General features: G+C 74.0%; 23 protein-coding genes. 9 read left to right on the forward strand and 14 right to left on the reverse strand.

The genetic code is table 11. The features are described 5' to 3' along the window. The first annotated feature begins 20 nt into the window (after window positions 1–20). Window positions 21–527 carry an Lrp/AsnC family transcriptional regulator gene (locus tag ACIQMV_RS26270; RefSeq protein WP_141363100.1) on the forward strand — a complete coding sequence of 169 codons (507 nt, stop codon included), beginning with the start codon at window positions 21–23 and terminating at the stop codon, window positions 525–527. A 64-nt stretch (window positions 528–591) separates the two neighbouring features. Beyond that, entirely contained in the window at window positions 592–2,283 is a 1,692-nt protein-coding gene (locus tag ACIQMV_RS26275) for a DUF885 domain-containing protein (protein ID WP_402595952.1), read from the forward strand. 64 nt (window positions 2,284–2,347) lie between these two features. Here the strand turns inward: ACIQMV_RS26275 and ACIQMV_RS26280 are convergent, their stop codons facing one another. From ACIQMV_RS26280 to ACIQMV_RS26300, 5 genes are all read right to left on the reverse strand, one after another. Beyond that, entirely contained in the window at window positions 2,348–5,341 is a 2,994-nt protein-coding gene (locus tag ACIQMV_RS26280; RefSeq protein ID WP_402595953.1) for an AAA family ATPase, read from the reverse strand. Then, window positions 5,338–6,501 (reverse strand): exonuclease SbcCD subunit D, encoded by a 1,164-nt coding sequence (locus tag ACIQMV_RS26285; protein WP_402595954.1) that lies wholly within the window; start codon window positions 6,499–6,501, stop codon window positions 5,338–5,340. The genes ACIQMV_RS26280 and ACIQMV_RS26285 overlap by 4 nt, the downstream gene beginning before the upstream one ends. A gap of 106 nt (window positions 6,502–6,607) precedes the next feature. Further along, window positions 6,608–7,234: a YigZ family protein gene (locus tag ACIQMV_RS26290; RefSeq protein ID WP_402595955.1), complete on the reverse strand. Its 627-nt coding sequence runs from the start codon at window positions 7,232–7,234 to the stop codon at window positions 6,608–6,610. Between the two features lie 92 nt (window positions 7,235–7,326). Further along, window positions 7,327–7,875 (reverse strand): histidine phosphatase family protein, encoded by a 549-nt coding sequence (locus ACIQMV_RS26295; RefSeq protein ID WP_141363090.1) that lies wholly within the window; start codon window positions 7,873–7,875, stop codon window positions 7,327–7,329. Continuing rightward, window positions 7,872–8,606, reverse strand: a complete 735-nt coding sequence (locus ACIQMV_RS26300; protein ID WP_402595956.1) for a hypothetical protein — start codon at window positions 8,604–8,606, stop codon at window positions 7,872–7,874. The genes ACIQMV_RS26295 and ACIQMV_RS26300 overlap by 4 nt, the downstream gene beginning before the upstream one ends. A 147-nt stretch (window positions 8,607–8,753) precedes the next feature. Between ACIQMV_RS26300 and ACIQMV_RS26305 the strand changes: the two genes are divergently transcribed. After that, on the forward strand, window positions 8,754–9,161 hold the full coding sequence (locus ACIQMV_RS26305; protein ID WP_398228194.1) for a CoA-binding protein: 408 nt from the start codon (window positions 8,754–8,756) through the stop codon (window positions 9,159–9,161). Window positions 9,162–9,212: 51 nt separating this feature from the next. Here the strand turns inward: ACIQMV_RS26305 and ACIQMV_RS26310 are convergent, their stop codons facing one another. After that, window positions 9,213–9,572 (reverse strand): ArsR/SmtB family transcription factor, encoded by a 360-nt coding sequence (locus tag ACIQMV_RS26310; protein ID WP_402595957.1) that lies wholly within the window; start codon window positions 9,570–9,572, stop codon window positions 9,213–9,215. A 62-nt stretch (window positions 9,573–9,634) separates the two neighbouring features. On the opposite strand from ACIQMV_RS26310, the gene ACIQMV_RS26315 reads away from it, so the two are divergent. Then, window positions 9,635–10,681: a cation diffusion facilitator family transporter gene (locus ACIQMV_RS26315; protein WP_401781065.1), complete on the forward strand. Its 1,047-nt coding sequence runs from the start codon at window positions 9,635–9,637 to the stop codon at window positions 10,679–10,681. Between the two features lie 15 nt (window positions 10,682–10,696). On the opposite strand, the gene ACIQMV_RS26320 is transcribed toward ACIQMV_RS26315, so the two are convergent. Both ACIQMV_RS26320 and ACIQMV_RS26325 read right to left on the reverse strand, forming a co-directional pair. After that, complete coding sequence (locus tag ACIQMV_RS26320) at window positions 10,697–11,251, reverse strand: YbaK/EbsC family protein (RefSeq protein WP_402595958.1); 555 nt, start codon at window positions 11,249–11,251, stop codon at window positions 10,697–10,699. Window positions 11,252–11,294: 43 nt separating this feature from the next. Further along, entirely contained in the window at window positions 11,295–11,867 is a 573-nt protein-coding gene (locus ACIQMV_RS26325) for a helix-turn-helix domain-containing protein (protein ID WP_141363080.1), read from the reverse strand. A 93-nt stretch (window positions 11,868–11,960) separates the two neighbouring features. On the opposite strand from ACIQMV_RS26325, the gene ACIQMV_RS26330 reads away from it, so the two are divergent. After that, complete coding sequence (locus ACIQMV_RS26330) at window positions 11,961–12,818, forward strand: EamA family transporter (RefSeq protein ID WP_401781069.1); 858 nt, start codon at window positions 11,961–11,963, stop codon at window positions 12,816–12,818. A gap of 23 nt (window positions 12,819–12,841) precedes the next feature. Here ACIQMV_RS26330 and ACIQMV_RS26335 read toward each other — a convergent pair whose 3' ends face one another. Beyond that, window positions 12,842–13,675 (reverse strand): acyltransferase, encoded by an 834-nt coding sequence (locus tag ACIQMV_RS26335; protein WP_172633039.1) that lies wholly within the window; start codon window positions 13,673–13,675, stop codon window positions 12,842–12,844. An 80-nt stretch (window positions 13,676–13,755) separates the two neighbouring features. On the opposite strand from ACIQMV_RS26335, the gene ACIQMV_RS26340 reads away from it, so the two are divergent. Further along, window positions 13,756–14,283 carry a gamma carbonic anhydrase family protein gene (locus ACIQMV_RS26340; protein ID WP_376504454.1) on the forward strand — a complete coding sequence of 176 codons (528 nt, stop codon included), beginning with the start codon at window positions 13,756–13,758 and terminating at the stop codon, window positions 14,281–14,283. 34 nt (window positions 14,284–14,317) lie between these two features. Here the strand turns inward: ACIQMV_RS26340 and ACIQMV_RS26345 are convergent, their stop codons facing one another. Beyond that, window positions 14,318–14,974 (reverse strand): DedA family protein, encoded by a 657-nt coding sequence (locus ACIQMV_RS26345; RefSeq protein ID WP_141363072.1) that lies wholly within the window; start codon window positions 14,972–14,974, stop codon window positions 14,318–14,320. Window positions 14,975–15,214: 240 nt separating this feature from the next. Continuing rightward, on the reverse strand, window positions 15,215–15,652 hold the full coding sequence (locus ACIQMV_RS26350; protein WP_141366822.1) for a DUF4442 domain-containing protein: 438 nt from the start codon (window positions 15,650–15,652) through the stop codon (window positions 15,215–15,217). Between the two features lie 146 nt (window positions 15,653–15,798). Between ACIQMV_RS26350 and ACIQMV_RS26355 the strand changes: the two genes are divergently transcribed. Further along, a complete protein-coding gene (locus tag ACIQMV_RS26355) occupies window positions 15,799–16,812 on the forward strand; it encodes a hypothetical protein (protein ID WP_402595959.1) in 1,014 nt (337 codons plus the stop codon). 32 nt (window positions 16,813–16,844) lie between these two features. Here the strand turns inward: ACIQMV_RS26355 and ACIQMV_RS26360 are convergent, their stop codons facing one another. Continuing rightward, window positions 16,845–17,690: a spermidine synthase gene (locus tag ACIQMV_RS26360; protein ID WP_402595960.1), complete on the reverse strand. Its 846-nt coding sequence runs from the start codon at window positions 17,688–17,690 to the stop codon at window positions 16,845–16,847. A 134-nt stretch (window positions 17,691–17,824) separates the two neighbouring features. After that, complete coding sequence (gene tuf, locus ACIQMV_RS26365; protein WP_402595961.1) at window positions 17,825–18,994, reverse strand: elongation factor Tu; 1,170 nt, start codon at window positions 18,992–18,994, stop codon at window positions 17,825–17,827. Between the two features lie 449 nt (window positions 18,995–19,443). Between tuf and ACIQMV_RS26370 the strand changes: the two genes are divergently transcribed. Together ACIQMV_RS26370 and ACIQMV_RS26375 are read left to right on the forward strand one after the other, a co-directional pair. Continuing rightward, complete coding sequence (locus ACIQMV_RS26370; protein ID WP_402595962.1) at window positions 19,444–20,244, forward strand: TVP38/TMEM64 family protein; 801 nt, start codon at window positions 19,444–19,446, stop codon at window positions 20,242–20,244. 133 nt (window positions 20,245–20,377) lie between these two features. Next, window positions 20,378–20,557, forward strand: coding sequence for a hypothetical protein (locus ACIQMV_RS26375; protein WP_141363062.1), 180 nt, complete (start codon window positions 20,378–20,380; stop codon window positions 20,555–20,557). A gap of 67 nt (window positions 20,558–20,624) precedes the next feature. Here the strand turns inward: ACIQMV_RS26375 and ACIQMV_RS26380 are convergent, their stop codons facing one another. Beyond that, window positions 20,625–21,365 carry an SDR family NAD(P)-dependent oxidoreductase gene (locus tag ACIQMV_RS26380; protein ID WP_141363061.1) on the reverse strand — a complete coding sequence of 247 codons (741 nt, stop codon included), beginning with the start codon at window positions 21,363–21,365 and terminating at the stop codon, window positions 20,625–20,627. Between the last annotated feature and the right edge of the window lie 63 nt (window positions 21,366–21,428).

Consider the following 21,428-nt stretch of genomic DNA (forward strand, 5'->3'; position numbering starts at 1 on the left):
GGCCGTGCTACGTTCGCCACATGGCCGAATCCGTCGTACTGGATCCGGTGGATCTGCATCTGCTGCGGCTGTTGCAGAACGACGCCCGGACCACCTACCGCGACCTCGCCGCGCAGGTCGGGGTCGCTCCGTCGACCTGCCTGGACCGGGTGACCCGGCTGCGCCGCTCGGGGCTCATTCTCGGCCACCGGCTGCGGCTCGACCCCGCCAAGCTGGGCAGGGGTCTTCAGGCGCTGCTGTCGGTGCAGGTCAGGCCGCACCGGCGGGAGCTGGTGGGGCCGTTCGTGGAGCGGATCCGGGCCCTGCCGGAGTCGCTGACCGTGTTCCATCTGACCGGTCCGGACGACTACCTGGTCCATGTCGCGGTCGCGGACATGGCCGATCTCCAGCGCCTGGTCCTGGACGAGTTCACGGCCCGGCGGGAAGTGGCCCGGGTGGAGACGCGGCTGATCTTCCAGCAGTGGGACTGCGGCCCCCTGCTGCCGCCCGGCGCGCAGCCGGGCACGCCCTCGGCGAAATCGGACTGAATACGGTCCGATGCCCGGTAAACCGGGCTGACGCGAGCCGCCCTTCCGTACGAGGATGGTCGGCATGTCACAGACCAAGAGCCCGCTGCCCCGTCAGGTCGCCGACGCCTACGTCGACGAACTCATCGCCCTCGACCCGATCACCGGTACCTATCTCGGCGTGAAGGAGAGTTCGAGCAGGCTGCCCGACACCTCGCCCGCCGGCCAGCAGGCGCTCGCGGACCTCGCGCGCACCACCCTCGCCCGGCTGGACGAGGCCGAGCGGCAGCCCGGCGCGGACAGTGACATCGAGCGCCGCTGCGCCCGCCTGCTGCGCGAGCGCCTGACCGCGGAACTGGCGGTGCACGACGCCGACGAGGGCCTGCGCACGGTGAGCAACATCCACAGCCCGGTGCACTCGGTGCGCGAGGTGTTCACGATCACCCCCAGCGCCACCGACGAGGACTGGGCCGCGATCGCCGAGCGCCTGCGGGCCGTGCCGGCCGCGCTGCGCGGCTACCGCGAGTCCCTCGCCCTCGGCCTGGACCGCAAGCTGTACGGCGGCCCGCAGCCGACGGCGGTCTTCATCGAGCAGCTCACCGAGTGGTCGGACACCGACGGCAACGGTCGCGGCTGGTTCGAGGACTTCGTCTCGGAGGGCCCCGAGTCCCTGCGCGCGGAGCTGGACGAGGCCGCCCGCGCGGCGACCGCGGCCGTCGCGGAGCTGCGGGACTGGATGCGCGACGTGTACGCGCCGACGATCGGCGACGCACCGGACACGGTCGGCCGTGAGCGCTACGCACGCTTCTCGCGCTACTTCAACGGCACGGACCTGGACCTCGACGAGGCGTACGCGTACGGCTGGTCGGAGTTCCACCGCCTGCTCGGCGAGATGAGGCAGGAGGCCGAGAAGGTCCTGCCCGGCGCCGGGAGCCCGTGGGTGGCCCTCGCGCACCTCGACGAGCACGGCACGCACATCGAGGGCGTCGACGAGGTCCGCCAGTGGTTGCAGGACCTGATGGACGAGGCGATCGAGGCGCTCGACGGCACCCACTTCGAACTGGCCGAGCGGGTGCGGAAGGTGGAGTCGTGCATCGCGCCGCCCGGAGGTGCCGCGGCCCCCTACTACACGGCGCCGTCCGCCGACTTCTCCCGGCCGGGCCGGACCTGGCTGCCGACCATGGGGGAGACCCGCTTCCCGGTCTACGACCTGGTCTCGACCTGGTACCACGAGGGTGTCCCCGGCCACCATCTCCAGCTCGCCCAGTGGGTGCACGTGGCCGAGAACCTCTCGCGCTACCAGGCCACCGTCGGCGGGGTCAGCGCCAACGCCGAGGGCTGGGCGCTGTACGCGGAACGTCTGATGGACGAACTCGGCTTCCTCACCGACCCGGAGCGGCGGCTCGGCTATCTGGACGCGCAGATGATGCGCGCGGTCCGCGTCATCATCGACATCGGCATGCACCTGGAGCTGGAGATTCCGGCGGACTCGCCGTTCCACCCGGGTGAGCGCTGGACGCCGGAGCTGGCGCGGGAGTTCTTCGGCGCGCACAGCAGCCGTCCGAGGGACTTCGTGGCGAGCGAGCTGATCCGCTATCTGTCGATGCCCGGCCAGGCGATCGGCTACAAGCTGGGCGAGCGGGCCTGGCTGCTGGGCCGGGAGAAGGCCAGGCAGCGCCATGGTGCCGCGTTCGACGCGAAGGCCTGGCACATGGCGGCCCTGTCGCAGGGTTCGCTGGGCCTGGACGACCTGGTGGACGAGCTCTCCCAGTTGTGAGCCCCCTGGGGGCGGCCGGCCTCCGGCCGCCCCCCGCTGGTCCTGCTCCCCCGTTCCAGGCCGCTCAGCCCGCTCCGCGCAGCCGTACGGTCGATCCCGACCGGCCCTTGACGACCTCGAGTTGGGCGTGGACGCGGCGCCGCAGGTCGGCGACATGGCTGACGATCCCGACGCTGCGGTCGCGTTCGCGCAGGGCGTCGAGGACGTCGAGGACCTCGTCCAGGGTCTGGTCGTCGAGGCTGCCGAAGCCCTCGTCGATGAAGAGCGTGTCCAGGCGCACCCCTCCGGCCTCGTCCGTGACGACGTCCGCGAGGCCGAGGGCGAGGGCGAGGGAGGCGAAGAACGTCTCGCCGCCCGACAGGGTCGCCGTGTCCCGCTCCCGGCCCGTCCAGGCGTCGACGACGTGCAGTCCCAGACCGCTGCGGCCGCGGCCCGCCCGGTCGTCGGAGTGGACGAGGGTGTACCGGCCGGACGACATGCGCCGCAGGCGCACGGTCGCGGCGGCGGCCACCTGTTCCAGGCGGGCCGCGAGGACGTAGGACTCCAGGCGCATCTTGCGCTCGTTGTCGGCCGAGGTGCCCGCGGTGAGGGAGGCCAGGCGGGCCACGCGGTCGTACTCCTCGCGCAGCGGAGCCAGCCGGCGCATGCCGGTCGCGGCGCGTGCGGAGAGCCGGTCGAGTTCGGCGCAGCGGCGGTCGGCGGCGTCCTGTGCGGACGAGGCCTCCCGTACCCGCCGGCCCGCGGCTGCCTCGGCCGCCTCCGCGGCGGTGAGGTCAGCGGGCGGCAGCCCGGCGGCGGCCGCGGTGTCGGCCTCGGTGAGGACCGCGCGCACGGCGGCCTCCTCGGTGTGCCAGACGTCCAGGCGCCGTTGCAGCTCACGGTGGGCGGCGTCGTCGAGGAGGGCGGCGGACGCGGCCTCGGGGGTGTCGAAGCCGGCCCGGAAGGCGGCCTCGGCGAGCCGTCCGTCGGCGTCCTTGAGCCGCTCGGCGCTGTCCTCGGCGGTGCGTGCGGCGTCGGCGGCCTCGGTGAGCAGTGCCGCCCGCCGCTCCAGTTGGGCGGCGCGCGCGGCGACGGTCTCGGCGGCGCCCCGGGCTTGGGCCAACTCCGCCTCCAGGGCGGTCTTCTCACGCTCCAGGCCGTCCCGCTGGGCCAGCCGGGAGGTGGCTCGGAGTTCGGCCTGCCTGCGGTCGGTCAGCCGCCTCTCGCGCTCCTGCTCGGCGCGGTGCAGCTCCTGCCGCGCCGCGTGCAGGGCGGAGGCGTCCCGGCGGGCCCGGGCCAGCTCGGCCTCCAGTTCCCCGGCCTCGTCGGCGAGTTGTGCCGTGGGGGTGTCGCCCGCCTCGGCGGTGGCGGCGGCCAGCTCCTCGCGTACGGCGCCGAGGCGGCGCTCGTGCCGGGCGCGCCGCTCCTCGGCGTCCTGGTGGTCGCCGAGCGCGCGCTCCTCCGCCTCGCGGTCGACGTGCCCGGCGACCTTCCGCGCGGGCGCGGGGTGTTCGGTGGCGCCGCAGACGGCGCAGGGCTCTCCGTCGGCGAGGCTCGCGGCCAGTTCGGCCGCGATGCCGTTCAGGCGCTGCTCCTTCAGGTCCAGCCAGTGGTCCTTGGCGCGTGCGGCGGCCTCGGCGGAGGCGAGCGCCCGCCGCCGCGCCTCCTCGGTGTCCGCGGCCAGTGAGTCGCGCACCCGGGCGGCGGCGAGCCGCTGTCGCGCGGGTTCCAGCCGCAGGGCGAGCCGCTCGGCCAGGGCGGCCGCCTCCTGGGCGGTGTCGATGCGCGTCTGCAACGCGGGCCGGGTCGTCTCCCATCCGGCGAGCCAGGCCTCGGCCTCCTGGAGGACGTCGTCGTCGGCGCGTTCCTGCCGGTCCGCCGCGGCGCGCTCGGCGACGACGTCGGCCAGGCGCCGCTCGGCGCGGCGGGCCGGCTCGAGCCCGCCCAGCTCCTCGGCGGCGCGGCGCGCGGCGGCGGCCAGTCCGGCGGCGCCGGCGTCGGCGAACTCCGCCGGGAGCACCGCACGCGCGCGTGCCTCGGCGGCTGCCGCACGGCGGTGCGCGGCGTCGGCGGCCTCGCGCAGTTCCAGCGCCGGTGCCACCGTCCCGGCCTTGCGCCCCCGCTCCATCCGCGCCTGTGCCTCCCGGTGGGCGCCGGCCCGCTCCGCCAGGCGCTCGGCGCGCTCCCGGGCCTCGGCGGACCGCCGTTGCAGCCGGGCCACTTCGCGTACCCGGTGCAGCGACGCCTCGGCGTCGGCGTGGGCGGACTCGGCGGACGTGAGCCGGCAACGGGCGACGGTCAGTTGCTCACGCGCGGTGGTACGGGCGACGGCGGCCGCGGTCAGGACGGCCTGCGCCAGGCCGGGGTCGCCGGGCGCGAGTTCCGGCAGCTCCATGGCATCGCCCGCCGCCTGCTGCATACGGTGCGCGTCGGCCAGCAGCGCGGCGTCGCCCTCGCGCACCCGGGCCTCGGTGGCGCGCCTGCGCTCGGCGAGGCGCTTCTCCACCTCGGCGAAACGGTGCGTGTCGAACAGCCGGCCGAGCAGCTTGCCCCGGGCCTCGGCGTCGGCGCGCAGGAACCGTGCGAAGTCGCCCTGCGGCAGCAGCACGACCTGGCAGAACTGCTCGCGGCTCATTCCGAGCAGCTGGGTGATCTCCTCGCCTATCTCCTGGTGGGAGCGGCTGAGGTCCTTCCAGGCACCGGCCGTCGCGTCGTACTCGCGCAGCAGGCTCTGGGCCTTGTCGAGCGTCGTGCCCGTGCCGCGCTTCTTGGGGCGCTCCCAGGGCGGCAGGCGGGTGACCTCCAGCCGGCGTCCGGCGACGGTGAGGTCGAGGGTGACCTGGGTGCGGGTGCCCGTGGCGGCGTGGTCGCTGCGCAGGGTCGTGCCCTGCCCGCTCTGCCGGGCGCCGGGGACCGCGCCGTACAGTGCGTAGCACACGGCGTCCAGCACGGAGGTCTTGCCGGCGCCGGTGGGACCGTGCAGCAGGAACAGCCCGGCGGCCGACAGCGCGCCGAAGTCGACCGTCTGCGAGCCGCCGAAGGGACCGAAGGCGGTGATGTCGAGCCGGTGCAGCCTCACCGCGCCACCTCCCGTACCGCCTCGTCCGCGCGCACCGCGTCGAACGTCTCGCGCAGCACGGTCCGTTCGTGCTCGTCGGGTGCGGCGCCGCGTACGTGGGCCACGAAGTCCTCCGCGATCTGCTGGTCGCCGCGGCCGGCGAGCCGGCGGGCGTAGGACACGTCCGGCTCGCCGGGGACGCGTTCGGGCTCGAAGACGAGGCTGAGGGTGTGCGGGAAGCGCTCGGTGAGGCGGGCCATGGGTTCGGCGGGGCGGACCGGGTCGGTGAGTGTCGCCTCGACCCACGCCTCGCGGTGGCGGGCGAGGTCCGGGTCGGCGAGCAGGTCCTCCAGCGTGCCCCGGATCCGGGCCAGCGCACGCGGGACCGGGCAGTCGACCCGCTCGGCGCCGGCGAAGCCGTCGGCGTCCAGGTCGATCAGCCACATGCTCTTGCGGTGGGCGGCCTCGGAGAAGGAGTACGGCAGCGGGGAGCCCGAGTAGCGCACGCGCTCGGTGATGGTCTGGCAGCCGTGCAGATGGCCCAGGGCGGTGTAGTCGACACCGGCGAAGACGTCGGCGGGGACGGCGGCGACCCCGCCGACGGTGATGTCCCGTTCGCTGTCGCTGGGCCGGCCGCCGGTGACGAAGGCGTGCGCGAGGACGACGGAACGGGTGCCGTGCGCCCGTGTGGCGAGGTCGGCGCGGACCCGGTCCATGGCGGCGGCCAGTACTGCCTCGTGGCCTGCGCTGTCGACCCCGAACTCGTCCTTGACCAGGGCCGGTTCAAGGTAGGGCAGACCGTAGAAGGCCACTTCGCCGTGCGCGTCCGCGAGGACCACCGGGGTCCCGCACGCCGACGGCTCGGTGCGCAGGTGGATGCCCGCGCGGTCGATGAGCCCCGCGCCGACGCCGAGGCGGCGGGCCGAGTCGTGGTTCCCGGAGATCATCACCGTGGGCACGCCGAGGCCGGCGAGCCGGTGCAGCGCGTCGTCGAAGAGCTCGACCGCGGCCAGCGGGGGCACCGCGCGGTCGTACACGTCCCCCGACACGACCACCGCGTCGACGTCGCGCTCGCGCACCGTCGCGACGAGGTGCCCGATGAACCCGGCCTGGGCGTCGAGCATGTTCACGCGGTGGAACGCCCGGCCCAGATGCCAGTCGGAAGTGTGCAGGAGCCTCATGATCCCGGAAGACTAACGGCCGGGTCTGACATCACGGGCGGTTACTCCCGTATCGACCGTCATGCACGACACCGGGCAGGCCGATTGGTGCGATATGCCCGATATGTCACGCATCTCCGTAGGCCTCGCCGCCCAGTTCGAACCCGGCGGTCCCGGCCGTGACGTCCGCGAGCCATCCCCGGAAGTCGTCCACGTCGGCGTCCGGCAGGCCGATCTCGATGGTGACGGCCTCGCCGTAGCGCACGTCCCGCACTGCGCGCCCGGTGGCCCGGAGGTCGTTCTGCACCTTGCCGGCCCGCTGGTGGTCCACGGTCACGGTGGCGATGCGGAACCTGCGGCGGGTGCGGGTCCCGAGCGTGTCCAGCGCCTCGCCGACGGCTCCGCCGTAGGCCCGGATGAGCCCGCCCGCGCCGAGCTTGACGCCGCCGTAGTAACGGGTGACGACGGCGACGACGTACCGCATGTCGCGGCGCAGCAGCATCTGGAGCATGGGGACGCCGGCGGTACCGCCCGGCTCCCCGTCGTCGCTCGCCTTCTGGATCCCGGCGTCGGCGCCGATGACGTAGGCCCAGCAGTTGTGCGTGGCGTCGGCGTGCTCCTTGCGGACGGCGGCGACGAAGTCCTGGGCCTCCCGCTCGGTGGCCGCCGGGGCGAGAGCGCACAGGAAGCGCGAGCGGTTGACCTCTGTCTCGTGCACGCCCGCGCGTGCGACTGTGCGGTACTCGTCCTGCATCGGTCCAGCCTATGCGGCGCCCACGCGGGTGCCGCACGAGGGTTCGCCCCGGCCGGCCGGAGGGAGAACCGGCCGCCGGGCACGCGCGCGGTTCACCGCCGTTTCTTGGCGCCCCTCGGCACGGTCAGGTCCGTCAGGAGGGCGGCGCCCGGGGCGAGGGACGGCCAGCCGGGGCCGTGCCAGGACAGGATGGCGATCGCGGAGGTCGGGAACTTCGTCCGGAGCCGGTCCAGCGCGTCGTCCAGACCGTCCCCGGCCAGTTCCAGGACCAGTTCCTCCAGGCCCGGGTTGTGGCCGAGCAGGAGCAGCGTCCCGACCTCGGGCGGCGCCTCGCGCACGGCGGCGAGCAGATCGGGGGCGTCGGCGGCGTACAGCCGGCGGTCGTAGCGCACCGGCGGTGGGGTCCCCCACTGGGCTGAGGCCAGTTCCCAGGTCTGCCGGGCGCGCAGCGCGGTGGAGCACAGCGCGAAGTCGGGGAGGCAGTCGGCCTCGGCGAGCGCGCGGCCCGCCGCGGGCGCGTCCCGGCGGCCGCGGGGCGCGAGCGGGCGGTCGTGGTCGGCGACGCCCTCGGGCCAGGCGGACTTGGCGTGCCGCAGGACCACCAGGCGGCGCAGCGGGCCGGCTCCCGCGCGGGCGATCACGCCGCACGCCCCAGGTCGCGCGTGAGGTCGAGGCCGAGCAGCCGGTCCGCGTACGCGTACGTCTCGAAGCGCGCGCCGTCCGCCAGGTCCTGATCGGTCCCGGCCCACTCCAGCACCCGCAGGACCGCCGGCACGTCCAGGTCGTCCTCCCAGGCGCCGCGCAGCCGTCCGCGCACCTCGTCGGGGACCGGCCGGGAGGGCCGCCGCGCCCAGTCGGCGACCGCCGCGCGCCATCGCGCCAGAGTCCGGCGGGCGTCGTCCAGCGCGGCCTCGTCCAGCCGTACGGGCCGGGTGTGGCGGCGGGCGAGCAGTGCCAGGCGCCAGGCGGCGGGGTCGTCGTCGCGTGCGGGGACGGCGGGCACCGTCGCGTCGACGGGCGCGACGGCGATCCGGACGCCCCCGGTCGCGGTATCGGCGCCCTCGACGGCCACATGGACGATCTGGGCCTCACCCGGGGCGGTGCCGGCGCCGCGGCCGTCCTCGAAGGGCCGGATGCCGAGGACGGCGGCCGCCGCCCGCAGTTCCCGCGCCTGTTCCCGGCCGCCGGACAGCAGCGACCACACGGGCGTGCCGCTCAGTTCGAGGGCGCGGACGAGGATGTCGGCGACCAGCAGTACGCGCAGGCCCGACGCGTCGCAGCCCGACGCGTGCGCCTCGACACGGGTCAGCCCGCGGCGGGCGGGGGCGGCGTCCACGGGCTCGCCGGTTCGGGCGTCGATGATGCGCAGCACGGCCCGAGCGTAGGCCGCCGGACGGCCGCGCGCAGGCCGAGGCCGCGCGTTCCGGACAGGTCGGCGGGTTCCGTACCGGCCGGGAATCGCCGGGCGGCGCCCGTCGTTGCCCGGACGGCAACCCTTCCCGAGACGAGGAGACCCCTGGTGTACGGCGACGCTGCGACCATCCGGAAGATCCTGACCGAACACGGTGACACCTGGGCGGTCGTGGGCCTGTCCTCGAACCGCGGCCGGGCCGCGTACGGCGTCGCCGAGGTGCTGCGGCGCTTCGGCAAGCGTGTCGTCCCGGTCCACCCGAAGGCGGAGACGGTGCACGGCGAACAGGGGTACCCCTCCCTCGCGGACATCCCGTTCGACGTGGACGTGGTCGACGTGTTCGTCAACAGCGATCTCGCCGGCCAGGTCGCCGACGAGGCGGTCGCCAAGGGCGCGAAGGCCGTCTGGTTCCAGCTGGGGGTGGTCGACGAGGCCGCCTTCGAGCGCACCCGTGCGGCGGGCCTCGACATGGTCATGAACCACTGCCCGGCGATCGAGATCCCCCGTCTGGGCTGACTTTCGCCGCCTTCCCCCAGGACCCGCCGCCCTCACCTGTGGGGGGGCGCCTCAGTCGTGGAGGGGCCGGTCGCCGAGCCGGCGGTCGGCGACGTTCAGCGCCTCGTCCACCAGCCGGCGCAGGTGGCCGTCGCGCAGGGAGTAGACGACCCGGCGGCCCTCCTTGCGCGTGTTCACCAGCCCGGCCAGCCGCAGCCTTGCCAGGTGCTGGCTGACCGCAGGACGGGCCGCCCCGCACGCCTCGGTGAGCGTCGTGACGTCGGCCTCGCCGGACGTCAGCGCGTGCAGCAGGGCGAGCCGAGTGCGGTCGCCGAGCAGGGCGAGGAGTTCGGCGGCCAGCGCCAACTGCTCCTCGCCCGGGGTGCGCGGGTGCGCATCGTGCGCAGATGACAGGTGCATGCGTGCGCTCATACGCACATAATGGCGTCGTGGGCGCCACACGTCCACCTCCGCGCGCACGGAAGGGGAAGCACGTGACCGACCGGCACCACCGCGGGCACCACCACGGACCCGAGCACGAGCCCGCGCACGGACCCTCTCTCCGCCACCGCCTCGCGCACCTCCTCGCCCCCCACTCCCACGACTCCGCCGACCGGCTGGACCGCGCGCTGGAGTCCTCCGCCCGCGGTATGCGGGCGCTGTGGGTCTCGCTGGCCGTGCTCGGCGCCACGGCGCTCGCCCAGGCGGTGGTGGTGGTCGCGTCCGGCTCCGTCGCGCTGCTCGGCGACACGGTGCACAACACGGCGGACGCCCTGACCGCCGTACCGCTGGGAATCGCCTTCGTGCTGGGCCGCCGCGCGGCAACCCGGCGTTTCACCTACGGCTACGGACGCGCCGAGGACCTGGCGGGCCTGGTGATCGTGGTGACCATCGCCGCGTCCGCCGCCTTCTCCGCCTGGGCCGCCTTCCAGCGGCTTCTCGATCCGCGCCCCGTCGAGCACCTGCCCGCGGTCGCCCTGGCGGCCCTCGTCGGGTTCGCGGGCAACGAGTGGGTGGCCCGCCACCGGATCCGTGTCGGCCGCGCCATCGGCTCGGCCGCGCTGGTCGCCGACGGGCTGCACGCGCGCACGGACGGCTTCACCTCACTGGCCGTCCTGCTGGGCGCCGCCGGCTCGGCCCTGGGACTGCGGGCCGCCGACCCGATCGTGGGGCTGGCGATCACGACGGCCATCGCGCTGGTGCTGCGCGACGCGGCCCGCGAGGTGTTCCGGCGGATGATGGACGCCGTCGACCCGGCCCTGGTGGACCGCGCCGAACGGGCCCTGACCGAGGTGCCGGGCGTGCGGGCGGTCGGCGAGCTCCGGCTGCGCTGGATCGGCCACCGGCTGCGCGCGGAGGTCGCGGTGGTCGTGGACGGCGAGGCGACCGTGCGCCAGGCCCACGCCACCGCCGTGGAGGCCGAACACGCCCTGCTCCATGCCGTACCCGGCCTCACCGCGGCCCTGGTCCACGCCGACCCGGCTCCGGCCCCCGGCGAGGCCGACCCGCATCTGCGGCTCGCCCACCACGCGCCGGCCTGAGCGCCGCGGACGGGATCAGACCCCGAGCCCGTCCAGCACCACCGCGCCGGGCAGCTGCGCGAACGCCTTGCCCGGCACCAGGAGCTTGCCGCGGCGCCGCCCGCTGCCGACCAGGACGTAGGGCAGGTCGACGACGCGGGAGTCGACCAGGAGGGGCCAGTCGGCGGGGAGTCCGATGGGCGTGATGCCGCCGTACTCCATGCCGGTCTCCCCGGTCGCCATCTCCATGGGCGCGAAGGAGGCCTTGCGGGCGCCGAGTTGGCGGCGCACGACACCGTTGACGTCGACGCGGGTGGCGGACAGGGCGAGGCAGGCGGCCAGTCGGGTCTCGCCGCCGCGCCGGCCCGCCACGACCACACAGTTCGCGGAGGTCTCCAGCAGTTCCGGGCCGTAGTGCTCGACGAAGACGGCGGTGTCGGCCCACTCCGGGTCCGTCTCGACGTAGACGATCTCGTCGGCCGGGACAGCTCCGCGCCAGTGGCGTACGGCATCGGCGACCGGGCGGGTCAGCTCGTCGAGGCAGTCGGGGGCGGGCGTGGCCTGGTCGAAGTTCCCGATGGGTGCGCGCATGACCGCACGCTAACAGCCGCGCCGGGCTGTGCGGCGGGGCGTCTCAGTGCACGGGCGGGACCGACACGGCCATCACCATGTCCATCGGCTCGGCACCGTCGTTGGCGTACGTGTGCGGGGTGTTGGCCTCGAAGGAGGCGCTCGCGCCGGCCGGCACGCGGTACTCCACCGCGTCGACGGTGAGCGTCAGCTCCCCCGCGGTGACGTGGACCAGTTCGACGGTGCCGGCGGGGTGCGGGTCGGAGGGGCTGCCCTCGCCGGGCATCAGGCGCCACTCCCACATCTCCAGCGGACCGGGCGCCTCGACACCGGCCAGGAGCCGGTTGTAGCTGCCGGCGTCGGTGTGCCACAGGCGGACGGCCTGGTCGGCCGGGACGACGCGGACCCGGGGGCCCTGCTCGTAGTCGAGCAGGCTGGTGATGCTGACGCCGAGCGCGTCACCGATCTTGACGACGGTGCCGAGGCTGGGGTTGGTGCGGGCCTGCTCGATCTGGATGAGCATGCCGCGGCTGACTCCCGCGCGGGCGGCGAGCGTGTCCAGGGTGAAGCCCCGCTCGGTACGCCAGCGTTTGACGTTGCGCGCCAGGGACTGGGTCAGCAGTTCGAGGTCCGACACATTCCGTCCAATATTCTGGATGACAGAGTTTACTTCGCTGAACTACGGTGGGTTGCACCCGATCGTTCACCGAACTGTACTGCGAGGCGCGCCGTGACAGCATTCTTCGCCCTGGCCACCAGCCTCCTGTGGGGGCTGGCCGACTTCGGCGGCGGACTGCTCACCCGGCGCATGCCCGCGCTGACGGTCGTCGTGGTCTCCCAGTCCGTCGCGGCGGCGGTGCTGGGCGTGATCGTCGTCGCCACCGGCGGCTGGAGCGAGGCCGGACCGCGGCTGTGGTTCGCGTTCGCCGCCGGCCTGGTCGGCCCGGTCGCGATGTTCTCCTTCTACAAGGCGCTCGCCCTCGGCCCGATGGGCGTGATCTCACCGCTGGCCTCGCTCGGCGTGGCCGTGCCGATCTCCGTCGGACTGGTGCTCGGCGAGCGGCCGGGACTGCTCCAGGTCGCGGGGATCGCGGTCGCCGTCACGGGTGTCGTGCTCGCGGGCGGGCCGCGCCGGGGAGGCGCCGCCGTGCAGCGGCGGGCGATCGGGCTGACCCTGGTCGCGGCCCTCGGCTTCGGCACGGTGTTCGCACTGATCGCCGAGGCCTCCACCACCGTCACCGGCCTGTTCCTCGCGCTCTTCGTGCAGCGCGTGACCAACGTGGCGGCGGGCGGCGCCGCCCTGTACGCCTCCGCACGGCGCGGCGGGCCCGTACTGCCCGAGGCCGGATTCCCCTGGCGCTCACTGCCCGCGCTCGGCTTCGTCGGCCTCGCGGACGTCGCCGCCAACGGCACGTACTGCGTCGCCGCCCAGCACGGCCCGGTCACGGTGGCCGCCGTCCTCGCCTCCCTCTACCCGGTGGTGACCGCGCTCGCCGCCCGCGGCTTCCTCAGCGAACGGCTGCGGGCCGTCCAGGCGGCCGGAGCGGGTCTGGCGCTCGTGGGGACCCTGCTGCTGGCGACGGGCTGAGCCCTGGACCGGCCGGGACCGGATCAGCCGCCCTCGGTCTCCAGCCCGGCCAGCCGGGAACCGGACTCCTTGTCCCACTCGGCCAGCCGGGCAGCGCTCTCCTCGTCCAGCTCCGCCAGTGCCAGCAACTGCTCCGGGGTGACGCCCTGCGGTATCGGTACCGGGGCCGGGGTACGCAGCGGCGGCTGCCAGCCCTCGGCGGCGGTCCAGCGGCGTACGACCCGGGCGGGCGCACCCGCGACCACCGCGTGGTCGGGGACCTCGCCGCGCACCACCGCGCCGGCCGCCACCACGACGTTCCGCCCGATCCGCGCGCCGGGCAGGATCACCGCTCCGGTGCCGATCCAGCAGCCGGGACCGATCTCCACCGGCTCCATCCGGGGCCACTGCTTGCCGATGGGCTGGTGCGGGTCGTCGTAGGAGTGGTTGGTGGAGGTGACGTAGACGTAGGGGCCGAAGTAGCAGTCGCTGCCGATGGTCACCGTGGTGTCGGCGATGACGTGACTGCCGCGGCCGAGCACCACCCCGTCCCCGATGCGCAGGATCGGCTCCGGGCCGAGGTCCAGGTCGGGCATCAGACCGGCGGTCAGCGTGACCTGCTCGCCGACGATGCAGTGCGCGCCGAGGTGGATCCACGGTTCGCCGAAGACCGTGCCGAGCGGGAAGGCCAGCCTGGTACCTGTTCCCATCGCGCCGAAGCGGAGGCGTCCGGGCCGCTCGGCCGTGACGGAGCCCGTGCGCTGCACCCAGGCCCAGCCCGCGTGGACGGCGCGCTGCGCGAGGCGGCGCCACCATGATGAGAACGTGTTCCTACGCGTGGGCACCCGCTCACCGTACTCAGCCCGGGCCACGCCCATGGCGCCCCACGTCTGTGATCTTCGCCCTACCGGATGACGTACGGTGCCGTCGGACCCATGCGGTGAAAGGGAGAACGAGGATGACGGACAAGGCGCTGATCGCGGGCATCGGCGGTCGCGAGCCGCAGGTGGACGAGGGGGCGTTCGTGGCGCCCACGGCCACCGTGATCGGTGACGTGGCACTGGGCGCGGGCGCGAGCGTCTGGTACGGCGCGGTGCTGCGCGGCGACGTGGAGCGGATCGCCGTCGGCGCGGGCAGCAACGTCCAGGACAACTGCACGCTGCACGCCGACCCCGGCTTCCCGGTCGGCGTCGGCGAGCGCGTCTCGATCGGGCACAACGCCGTGGTGCACGGCGCGACCGTCGAGGACGACTGCCTGATCGGCATGGGGGCGACCGTGCTGAACGGGGCGGTGATCGGCGCGGGATCCCTGGTGGCCGCGCAGGCGCTGGTGCCGCAGGGCATGCGGGTGCCGCCGGGCTCGCTGGTCGCGGGCGTCCCCGCGAAGGTCAGGCGGGAGCTGACGCAGGAGGAGCGCCAGGGGATCACCCTGAACGGCACGATGTACACGCAGCTCGCGCAGGCGCACCGGGAGGTGCACGCGTAGGGCCCGGGACCCGCGCCCCTTCGGGGGCGCCCGGCTACTCCCCGGCGGGAACCGGCTCCGGCTCCTCGGTCTCGCTCTGCGTGCCCGCCTGCGCCTTCTTCGCCCTGCGCTTGAGCACCAGCATCGAGCCGAGCCCGAAGAGCACGGCCGCCACCAGGCCGAGCCAGGAGAACTTCTTCAGCCAGGACTCGGCCACGACACCCACGTAGTAGATGACCGCCGTGGTGCCGCCCGCCCAGCAGATGCCGCCGAGGACGTTGGCGACGAGGAACCTCCAGTACGGCATGTGCAGCACGCCCGCCAGAGGGCCGGCGAAGATGCGCAGCAGGGCGACGAAGCGGCCGAAGAAGACCGCCCACATGCCCCACTTCTCGAAGGAGCGCTCGGCGGTCGCGATGTGCCCCTCGCTGAAGTGCTTGGGGAACTTCTTCCCCAGCCAGGCGAGCAGCGGCCTGCCGCCCTTGCGGCCGATGGCGTAGCCGATGGAGTCGCCGACGACCGCGCCGACGGTGGCGCACACGCCGAGGACGACCGGGTTGATGCCCGCGTGCTGCGAGGACAGCAGCGCCGCGGAGACCAGGACGATCTCGCCGGGCAGCGGGATGCCCAGGCTCTCCAGACCGATGACCAGGCCGACCACGGCGTAGACGGCGGCCGCGGGTACCGTGTCGAGCCATTCCTGGACGTGCACCGCCGGTTCCTCCCCGTTTCGCGTGCATGTGCTGCGGAGCGCCACGAAGACGCACCCCCCGGGAAGCCTACCGGTTCGGCCCGGCCGGGCGGCTCCCGCGGATCGCACCGGCGTTCCCGTCCGCGACCGGAACGCCGGCTCGGGAGGCTCGGGGGCTCGGGGATCGCCGGATGTCCGCCTGATGCTCCGCGGCCGTGTGGAGGGCGGGCGGCAGCCGCTCAGCCGTCGGGCGGCAGCCGCTCAGCCGTTGGGCCGCAGGGTCCAGACGACGGTCATCTCTCCCGTGACGGCCCCGTCCGCGCGCCGGATCTCGACCGGCACCGGGAACTCCGGCCGCTGTCCCGCGTCCAGTTCCGCGACGACGTCGGCGGCGGGACGGCCCAGGGTCGCGGTGGCGGTGACGGCTCCCATGGCCAGCTTCCGGTAGGCGATCTCGGCCCGCACGGCGAGTGGCACGGCACGGGAGAGCTGGTCGCCGAACGCGGCCAGCACGATGGCCCCGCTCGCGGACTCCCCCAGCGTGAACATCGCGCCGGCGTGGGGCCCGCCCACGTGGTTGTGGTAGTCGGCCTGGTCCGGCAGGGTCACCACCGCCTTCTCCGGCGTGGTCTGAAGGAACTCGAGGTTCAGGGTCCGGGCCATCGGCACGGTGGCGGCGAGCATCTCGCCGATCGACATCTGGTCAGCGCTCATACCGGAATGTTACTCATCAGTAGACCGTCCGGGCCAGAGCGGGCGGGCCGGTATCCGCACCCGTCACTGGTACGTCCCTGACAAAGAGCGGTGACCGAATCGTGTCCCTGGCGCCACTAGGGTTACTGGCCATGTGGCCAGGACAGCAGCCGCCCGGGGGCGAGCAGAACCCGCAGAACAACCCGTACCAGCAGCCGGGACACCAACAGCCCAATCCCTATCAGCAGCCCGGCTACCAGCAGCCCAACCCATATGCCCAGCAACCGCAGTGGGGTGCGCCCACACAGATAGGCGGCCCCCAGTCGCCGAAGCAGCCGGGCGGGGGCGACAACCGGACGAAGCTCGTCGCGATCCTCTGCCTCACGGCCGTGGCTCTGACCACCGGGGTGACCGGCTTCCTGGTTCTCGGCGGGAACAAGGACGACAAGGCCGACGGCGCGTCGAACGACGCCAAGTCGAGCCCGTCGCCCACCGCTTCGGCCTCCGCCGACCCGAGCGCCTCGGACTCGGGCTCGGACGACAACCCGCGCGGCACGGAGACCGAGAAGCCGACGATCCCCGGCTGGAAGGTCGTCGTGAACCCCAAGCGGGGCATCGCCTTCGACGTCCCGGCCGACTGGGAGGTCCAGTCGGCGGGGGTGAGCATCGGCTTCGAGGAGCACAAGGACGGCAAGCTGATCACCATCATGTCCGGCGTGGCCGAGTACAAGTCGAAGTGGTGCACGTCCGACGACGACAAGGACGGCCGCGAGGAGGACACGTCGCTCGCCGCGGTGGGCACCAAGGGTGCCGACGGCGCCAAGGACACCAACGAGGTGGCCGTGAACACCGTGGGCTGGTGGGTCTACGGCGGCTACACCCAGCCCGACAAGAAGAGCCTGACGTTCGACCAGAAGGCCAAGCCCTACACGACCACGTCGGGCATCAACGGCAGCATCGCCTGGGCCCGGTCGAACAACACGCCCCAGAAGGGCAAGTGCGCGAGCGACGGCAAGGCGCTCTCCTTCGGCTTCAAGAACTCCGCCGGGGACTTCGTGTCCTGGAACTTCTACGGTGCCAAGGGCGTCGGCGAGGAGGTCCCCACCGCGACCATCATGAAGATCCTCAGTACGGTCCGGCTGCACGGAACCCCGACCGGCGGCTGAGCGGCACCCGTGGCGGCGCCGGGCGGCACCGATCAGCCGATGCCGAACGCGCCGTCCGGAGGCTCGGGCGACGGTACGGCCTCGTCGTCCCGCACCGGCCCGGCACCCCCGGTGAACTCCCTCAGTGTGGCGCCGTGTTCGACGCGGGCGGGGAACGCGTCGGAGGCGGTCCGCCGGGTCAGCGCGGCCACGTCGAGCGGGCGGTGCGCGGCGATCAGCACCGCGTTGCCGAAGCGGCGGCCGCGCAGCACCGCGGGTTCGGCGATCAGCGCGATCTCCTCGAACACCTCCGCGAGGGTGGCGAGTTGGGAACGCAGGAAGGCGAACGGGGCGGCGTCGGCGAGGTTGGCGAGGTAGACCCCGTCGGGGCGCAGCACGCGCTCCGCCTCGCGGACGTAGCCGAGGGACGTGAGGTGGGCCGGGACGCGGGAGCCACCGAAGACGTCCGCGATCAGGACGTCCGCCGAGTCGTCGGGGGCGGCCTCCAGCCAGGCGCGGGCGTCGGCGGCGTGCAGCGAGACGTCGGCGCCGTCCGGCAGCGGCAGGTGCGCGACGACCATCTCCAGCAGGCCGCGGTCCGCCTCGACGACGTCCTGCCGGGAGCCGGGCCGGGTCGCGGCGACGTACCGCGGCAGGGTGAGGGCGCCCCCGCCGAGGTGCAGCACGTCCAGCGGGGAGCCCGGCCGCGCGACCGTGTCCAGGGCGTGGCCGAGCCGCCGCGCGTACTCGAACTCCAGGTGGGCGGGCGCGTCCAGGTCGACGTACGACTGCGGCGCACCGTCCACGGTCAGCAGCCAGGCCCGCTCGCGGTCGACGTCGGGCATCAGCTTGGCGGTCCCGTGATCGACGGCTCGGGTCACGGGTATCGGCTCGTTCACGCGTCCATTGTGCCGGGCCGTCACACCCCGGACGGCCCCGTCACGCACCGGACGCCTCCGTCACGCGAGAGGCGGCGAGGGGACCGCCGGCCGACAAGCACCGGCCGGCGATCCCCGACCTCCGCGGGTTCCCTTCACACGAGGGCGGTCACGGTCCCCGCGCCGACGGTGCGGCCGCCCTCACGGATGGCGAACCCCAGCCCCGGCTCCAGGGGCACCTCGCGCCCCAGCTCCACCGTCATCGTGACCGTGTCGCCGGGCCGCGCGACGGCCGCCTCGCCGAGGTCGACGTCGCCCACCACGTCCGCCGTGCGGATGTAGAACTGCGGCCGATAGCCAGTGGACACCGGTGTCGTACGGCCGCCTTCGCGCGCCGACAGCACGTACACCCGCGCGGTGAAGCACCGGCGCGGGACCACGCTGCCCGGCGCCGCGACGACGTGGCCGCGGCGGACCCCGTCACGCGGCACCCCGCGCAGCAGCAGCGCCACGTTGTCCCCGGCCTGTGCCTCCTCCATGGGCTTGCCGAAGGTCTCCAGACCGGTGACCACCGTCTCCAGGCCGGCACCCGGTACCTCGACCCGGTCGCCGACCCGGACCGTGCCGCGCTCGACCGCGCCCGTCACCACGGTTCCGCGGCCGGTGATGGTGAGCACGTTCTCCACCGGCAGCAGGAACGGCGCGTCCAGGTACCGCTCGGGCATCGGCACGTAGGTGTCCACCGCGTCGAGCAGCGCCTCGATCGACGCCGTCCAGCGCGGGTCGCCCTCCAGGGCGCGGAGCCCGGAGACGCGTACGACGGGTACCGCGTCGCCGCCGAAGCCGTGCTCGGTGAGCAGGTCACGGACCTCCAGTTCGACGAGGTCGATGAGCTCCTCGTCGCCGGCGTCGGCCTTGTTGAGGGCGACGACGATGTGGTTCACGCCCACCTGCCGGGCGAGCAGCACGTGTTCGGCGGTCTGCGGCATGATCCCGTCGAGCGCGGAGACGACGAGGATCGCGCCGTTGAGCTGCGCGGCCCCGGTGACCATGTTCTTGACGTAGTCGGCGTGGCCCGGCATGTCCACGTGCGCGTAGTGCCGGGTGTCGGTCTCGTACTCGACGTGCGCGATGTTGATGGTGATGCCGCGCGCGGCCTCCTCCGGGGCCCGGTCGATGCGGTCGAACGGGACGAAGGTGCCGGAGCCGCGCTCGGCCAGCACCTTCGTGATGGCGGCGGTCAACGTGGTCTTGCCGTGGTCGACATGGCCCATCGTGCCGATGTTCAGGTGCGGTTTGGTGCGTACGTACGCCGTCTTGGGCATGGCTGTACCTCGAAGCCTGGTAGATGCTGCGGGACCCCACGGGATGGCCGACCCTCCCCCTGAGGGGTCCGCCGGACGATCCGGGGAGGGTCAGCTTCGGGCGCCGTCGACTGCGGCGACGAGGATCAGGACGGCAGCCTCCGGGGCATCCGCTACCGCGGATGCTGCGAGGACGAAGGCGTGCCGGAACATGGGACCGATCATTCACGACACCCGGCCGCCCGTCGAACGGTTTTAGGGCGGCGAACGGTTCTCAGGACAAGAGGGCCGGGGGCTTGGGGACTTGGCCAAGGCGCCGACGGCGCGCACTCGGCGGCGCCCGCCCAGCCCCGGCCGGTCCGCAGCACCTCCGGGAACAGCCCGACCACCAGGTCGAGGTGCTGCTCGTGGACGCACTCGTGAGCCGGGCCGGACGGCGATCACTCGCATCCGTCCGCTAATGTCACCGAATGCTCGATGCCACCACCCGCTCTGGGGGCACCGCCACGGCCTCTCCCCGGGCCGCCGCCACCGAGCCGGCCGTCGCCGTCCCCACGGCCCCGCCGGTCCCGGTCGTTCCGTCCGCCCCGCCGGCCGGCCCAGCCGCCCGCTGGGCGCGTGTGCTGCTGTCGCCCTGGGCGCGGCTCGCCCTCCTGCTCGTCCTGCTCACGGCGGCCGGAGTGTCCGTGCTGCTCTTCGAGCCGCAGAGACTGCTGGCACACGGCTGGCCACCGCAGCTGGGCGGGGCCGTCGCGACGGTGGTGTTCGCCGCGGCGTACGGCCTGTGCACGGTGGCGTTCGTGCCGCGGCCGCTGCTGAACCTGGCCGCGGGCGCGCTGTTCGGCTCGCAGCTGGGACTGGCGGCGGCGCTGGCCGGCACGGTGCTGGGCGCCGGGGCGGCCTTCGGCCTCGGCCGCGTGCTGGGCCAGGACGCGCTGCGCCCGCTGCTGCGCGGCCGGCTGCTGAAGGCGGCGGACGGGCAGCTCAGCCGGCACGGCTTCCGTTCGATGATGGCGGCCCGGCTCTTCCCTGGAGTCCCGTTCTGGGCCGCCAACTACTGCGCCGCCGTCTCCCGCATGGGCTGGACGGCGTTCCTCCTCGCCACGGCCCTCGGCTCGATCCCCAACACCGCCGCCTACGCCGTCGCCGGCGCCCGCGCCTCCGCACCGACCTCTCCGGCCTTTCTCCTGGCGATGGCCTGCATCGCGGTACCGGCCGTGCTCGGCACGGCGGTCGCCTGGCGCAAGCGCCACCACCTGCGGAACCACTGACGGCACCGCACGCGTACGCGTACGCGACGTCCCGGTCGGTACGGCGGTCGGGACGGTCGCGGGTGACCGAGTCCATGCGGCCGCTGTAGCCGTCCGGTAGCGCAGTGTCAGTCCTTGCCCCTAGGCTGTGGCCATGTTCCGCGATTCAGTGGCCCCTGGTTCCGTGCGGTCCGCCGCCGAGCTGAACGAGCAGATCCGGTCGCTGTGGCTGCGCTCAGGCGGGTCCCTGTCGGCCCAGGAGCGCGAGGCGTACGAGCTGCTGGTGGTCGAGTGGGCCGCCGCGATGAGGGACGAGCTCATCGCGGCCGCCTGACGTCCCCGGTCCACGGGCGGTCGCCGCTCCGGCCCGGGCCGGCCCGTTCGGGCGACCCGGTTCACGCTCAGCGTCCGCCCGACACCCGCAGCACCGCTCCCGTCGTGTAGGAGGCGTCCGGTGACATCAGCCATGCGACGGCCGCGGCGATCTCCTCCGCCCGGCCGGCCCGGCCCAGCGGGATGTTTCCGGCCGCCCGCCGCGCCCGGTCCGGGTCGCCCATCGCCGCGTGCATCCCCGTGTCGATCATGCCCGGCGCGACCGCGTTGACGCGGATGCCGTCCGGGCCGAGTTCCTTGGCCAGGCCCAGGGTGAGGGCGTCCACGGCGGCCTTCGTCGCGGCGTAGTGGACGAACTCCCCGGGGCTGCCGAGTGTGGCGGCCGCGGACGACACGTTCACGATCACGCCGTTCTTCCGGGGCGCCATCAGCTGGGCCGCACGGCGCGAACACAGCAGGGTGCCCAGCAGGTTGACGTCCACGACGCGACGCAGATCGGCGGTGTCGGTGTCGGCGAGCCGGCCCAGCGGTCCGCTCACCCCGGCGTTGTTCACCAGTCCGGTGATGGGCCCGAGCCGTTCCTCCGCCACGGCGAAGAGCCGTTCGACGTCCGCCTCCACCGAGGTGTCCATCCGCACGGTCACCCCGCGCGCCCCGGCCTCGAGCACCTCGTCGGCCACCGCCTCGGCGGCCGCGGTGTCGTCGACGTACCCCACGACCACGTCGTGCCCGTCGGCCGCCAGCCGTCGGCAGATCGCGGCCCCGATGCCCCGGCCACCGCCGGTGACGACTGTGACGAGACGTTTCATTCTGACCTCCGCAGCACCGAGCGACCACACCCCATGTGATCATCCTAGGACCCCGGCGCTCGC

The sequence above is a fragment of the Streptomyces sp. NPDC091412 genome, from assembly GCF_044756885.1.
Classification (GTDB): Bacteria; Actinomycetota; Actinomycetes; order Streptomycetales; family Streptomycetaceae; genus Streptomyces.

Bases quoted from the DNA above. Each gene is read 5' to 3' on its own strand.
- ACIQMV_RS26380 (WP_141363061.1), bottom strand. From the start codon at position 21,365: ATGAAACGTCTCGTCACAGTCGTCACCGGCGGTGGCCGGGGCATCGGG.
- ACIQMV_RS26320 (WP_402595958.1), bottom strand. From the start codon at position 11,251: ATGCGCGCACCCATCGGGAACTTCGACCAGGCCACGCCCGCCCCCGAC.
- tuf (WP_402595961.1), bottom strand. From the start codon at position 18,994: ATGCCCAAGACGGCGTACGTACGCACCAAACCGCACCTGAACATCGGC.
- ACIQMV_RS26335 (WP_172633039.1), bottom strand. From the start codon at position 13,675: ATGGGCGTGGCCCGGGCTGAGTACGGTGAGCGGGTGCCCACGCGTAGG.
- ACIQMV_RS26285 (WP_402595954.1), bottom strand. From the start codon at position 6,501: ATGAGGCTCCTGCACACTTCCGACTGGCATCTGGGCCGGGCGTTCCAC.
- ACIQMV_RS26375 (WP_141363062.1), top strand. From the start codon at position 20,378: ATGTTCCGCGATTCAGTGGCCCCTGGTTCCGTGCGGTCCGCCGCCGAG.
- ACIQMV_RS26355 (WP_402595959.1), top strand. From the start codon at position 15,799: ATGTGGCCAGGACAGCAGCCGCCCGGGGGCGAGCAGAACCCGCAGAAC.
- ACIQMV_RS26270 (WP_141363100.1), top strand. From the start codon at position 21: ATGGCCGAATCCGTCGTACTGGATCCGGTGGATCTGCATCTGCTGCGG.
- ACIQMV_RS26370 (WP_402595962.1), top strand. From the start codon at position 19,444: ATGCTCGATGCCACCACCCGCTCTGGGGGCACCGCCACGGCCTCTCCC.
- ACIQMV_RS26290 (WP_402595955.1), bottom strand. From the start codon at position 7,234: ATGCAGGACGAGTACCGCACAGTCGCACGCGCGGGCGTGCACGAGACA.
- ACIQMV_RS26340 (WP_376504454.1), top strand. From the start codon at position 13,756: ATGACGGACAAGGCGCTGATCGCGGGCATCGGCGGTCGCGAGCCGCAG.
- ACIQMV_RS26275 (WP_402595952.1), top strand. From the start codon at position 592: ATGTCACAGACCAAGAGCCCGCTGCCCCGTCAGGTCGCCGACGCCTAC.
- ACIQMV_RS26350 (WP_141366822.1), bottom strand. From the start codon at position 15,652: ATGTCGATCGGCGAGATGCTCGCCGCCACCGTGCCGATGGCCCGGACC.
- ACIQMV_RS26310 (WP_402595957.1), bottom strand. From the start codon at position 9,572: ATGAGCGCACGCATGCACCTGTCATCTGCGCACGATGCGCACCCGCGC.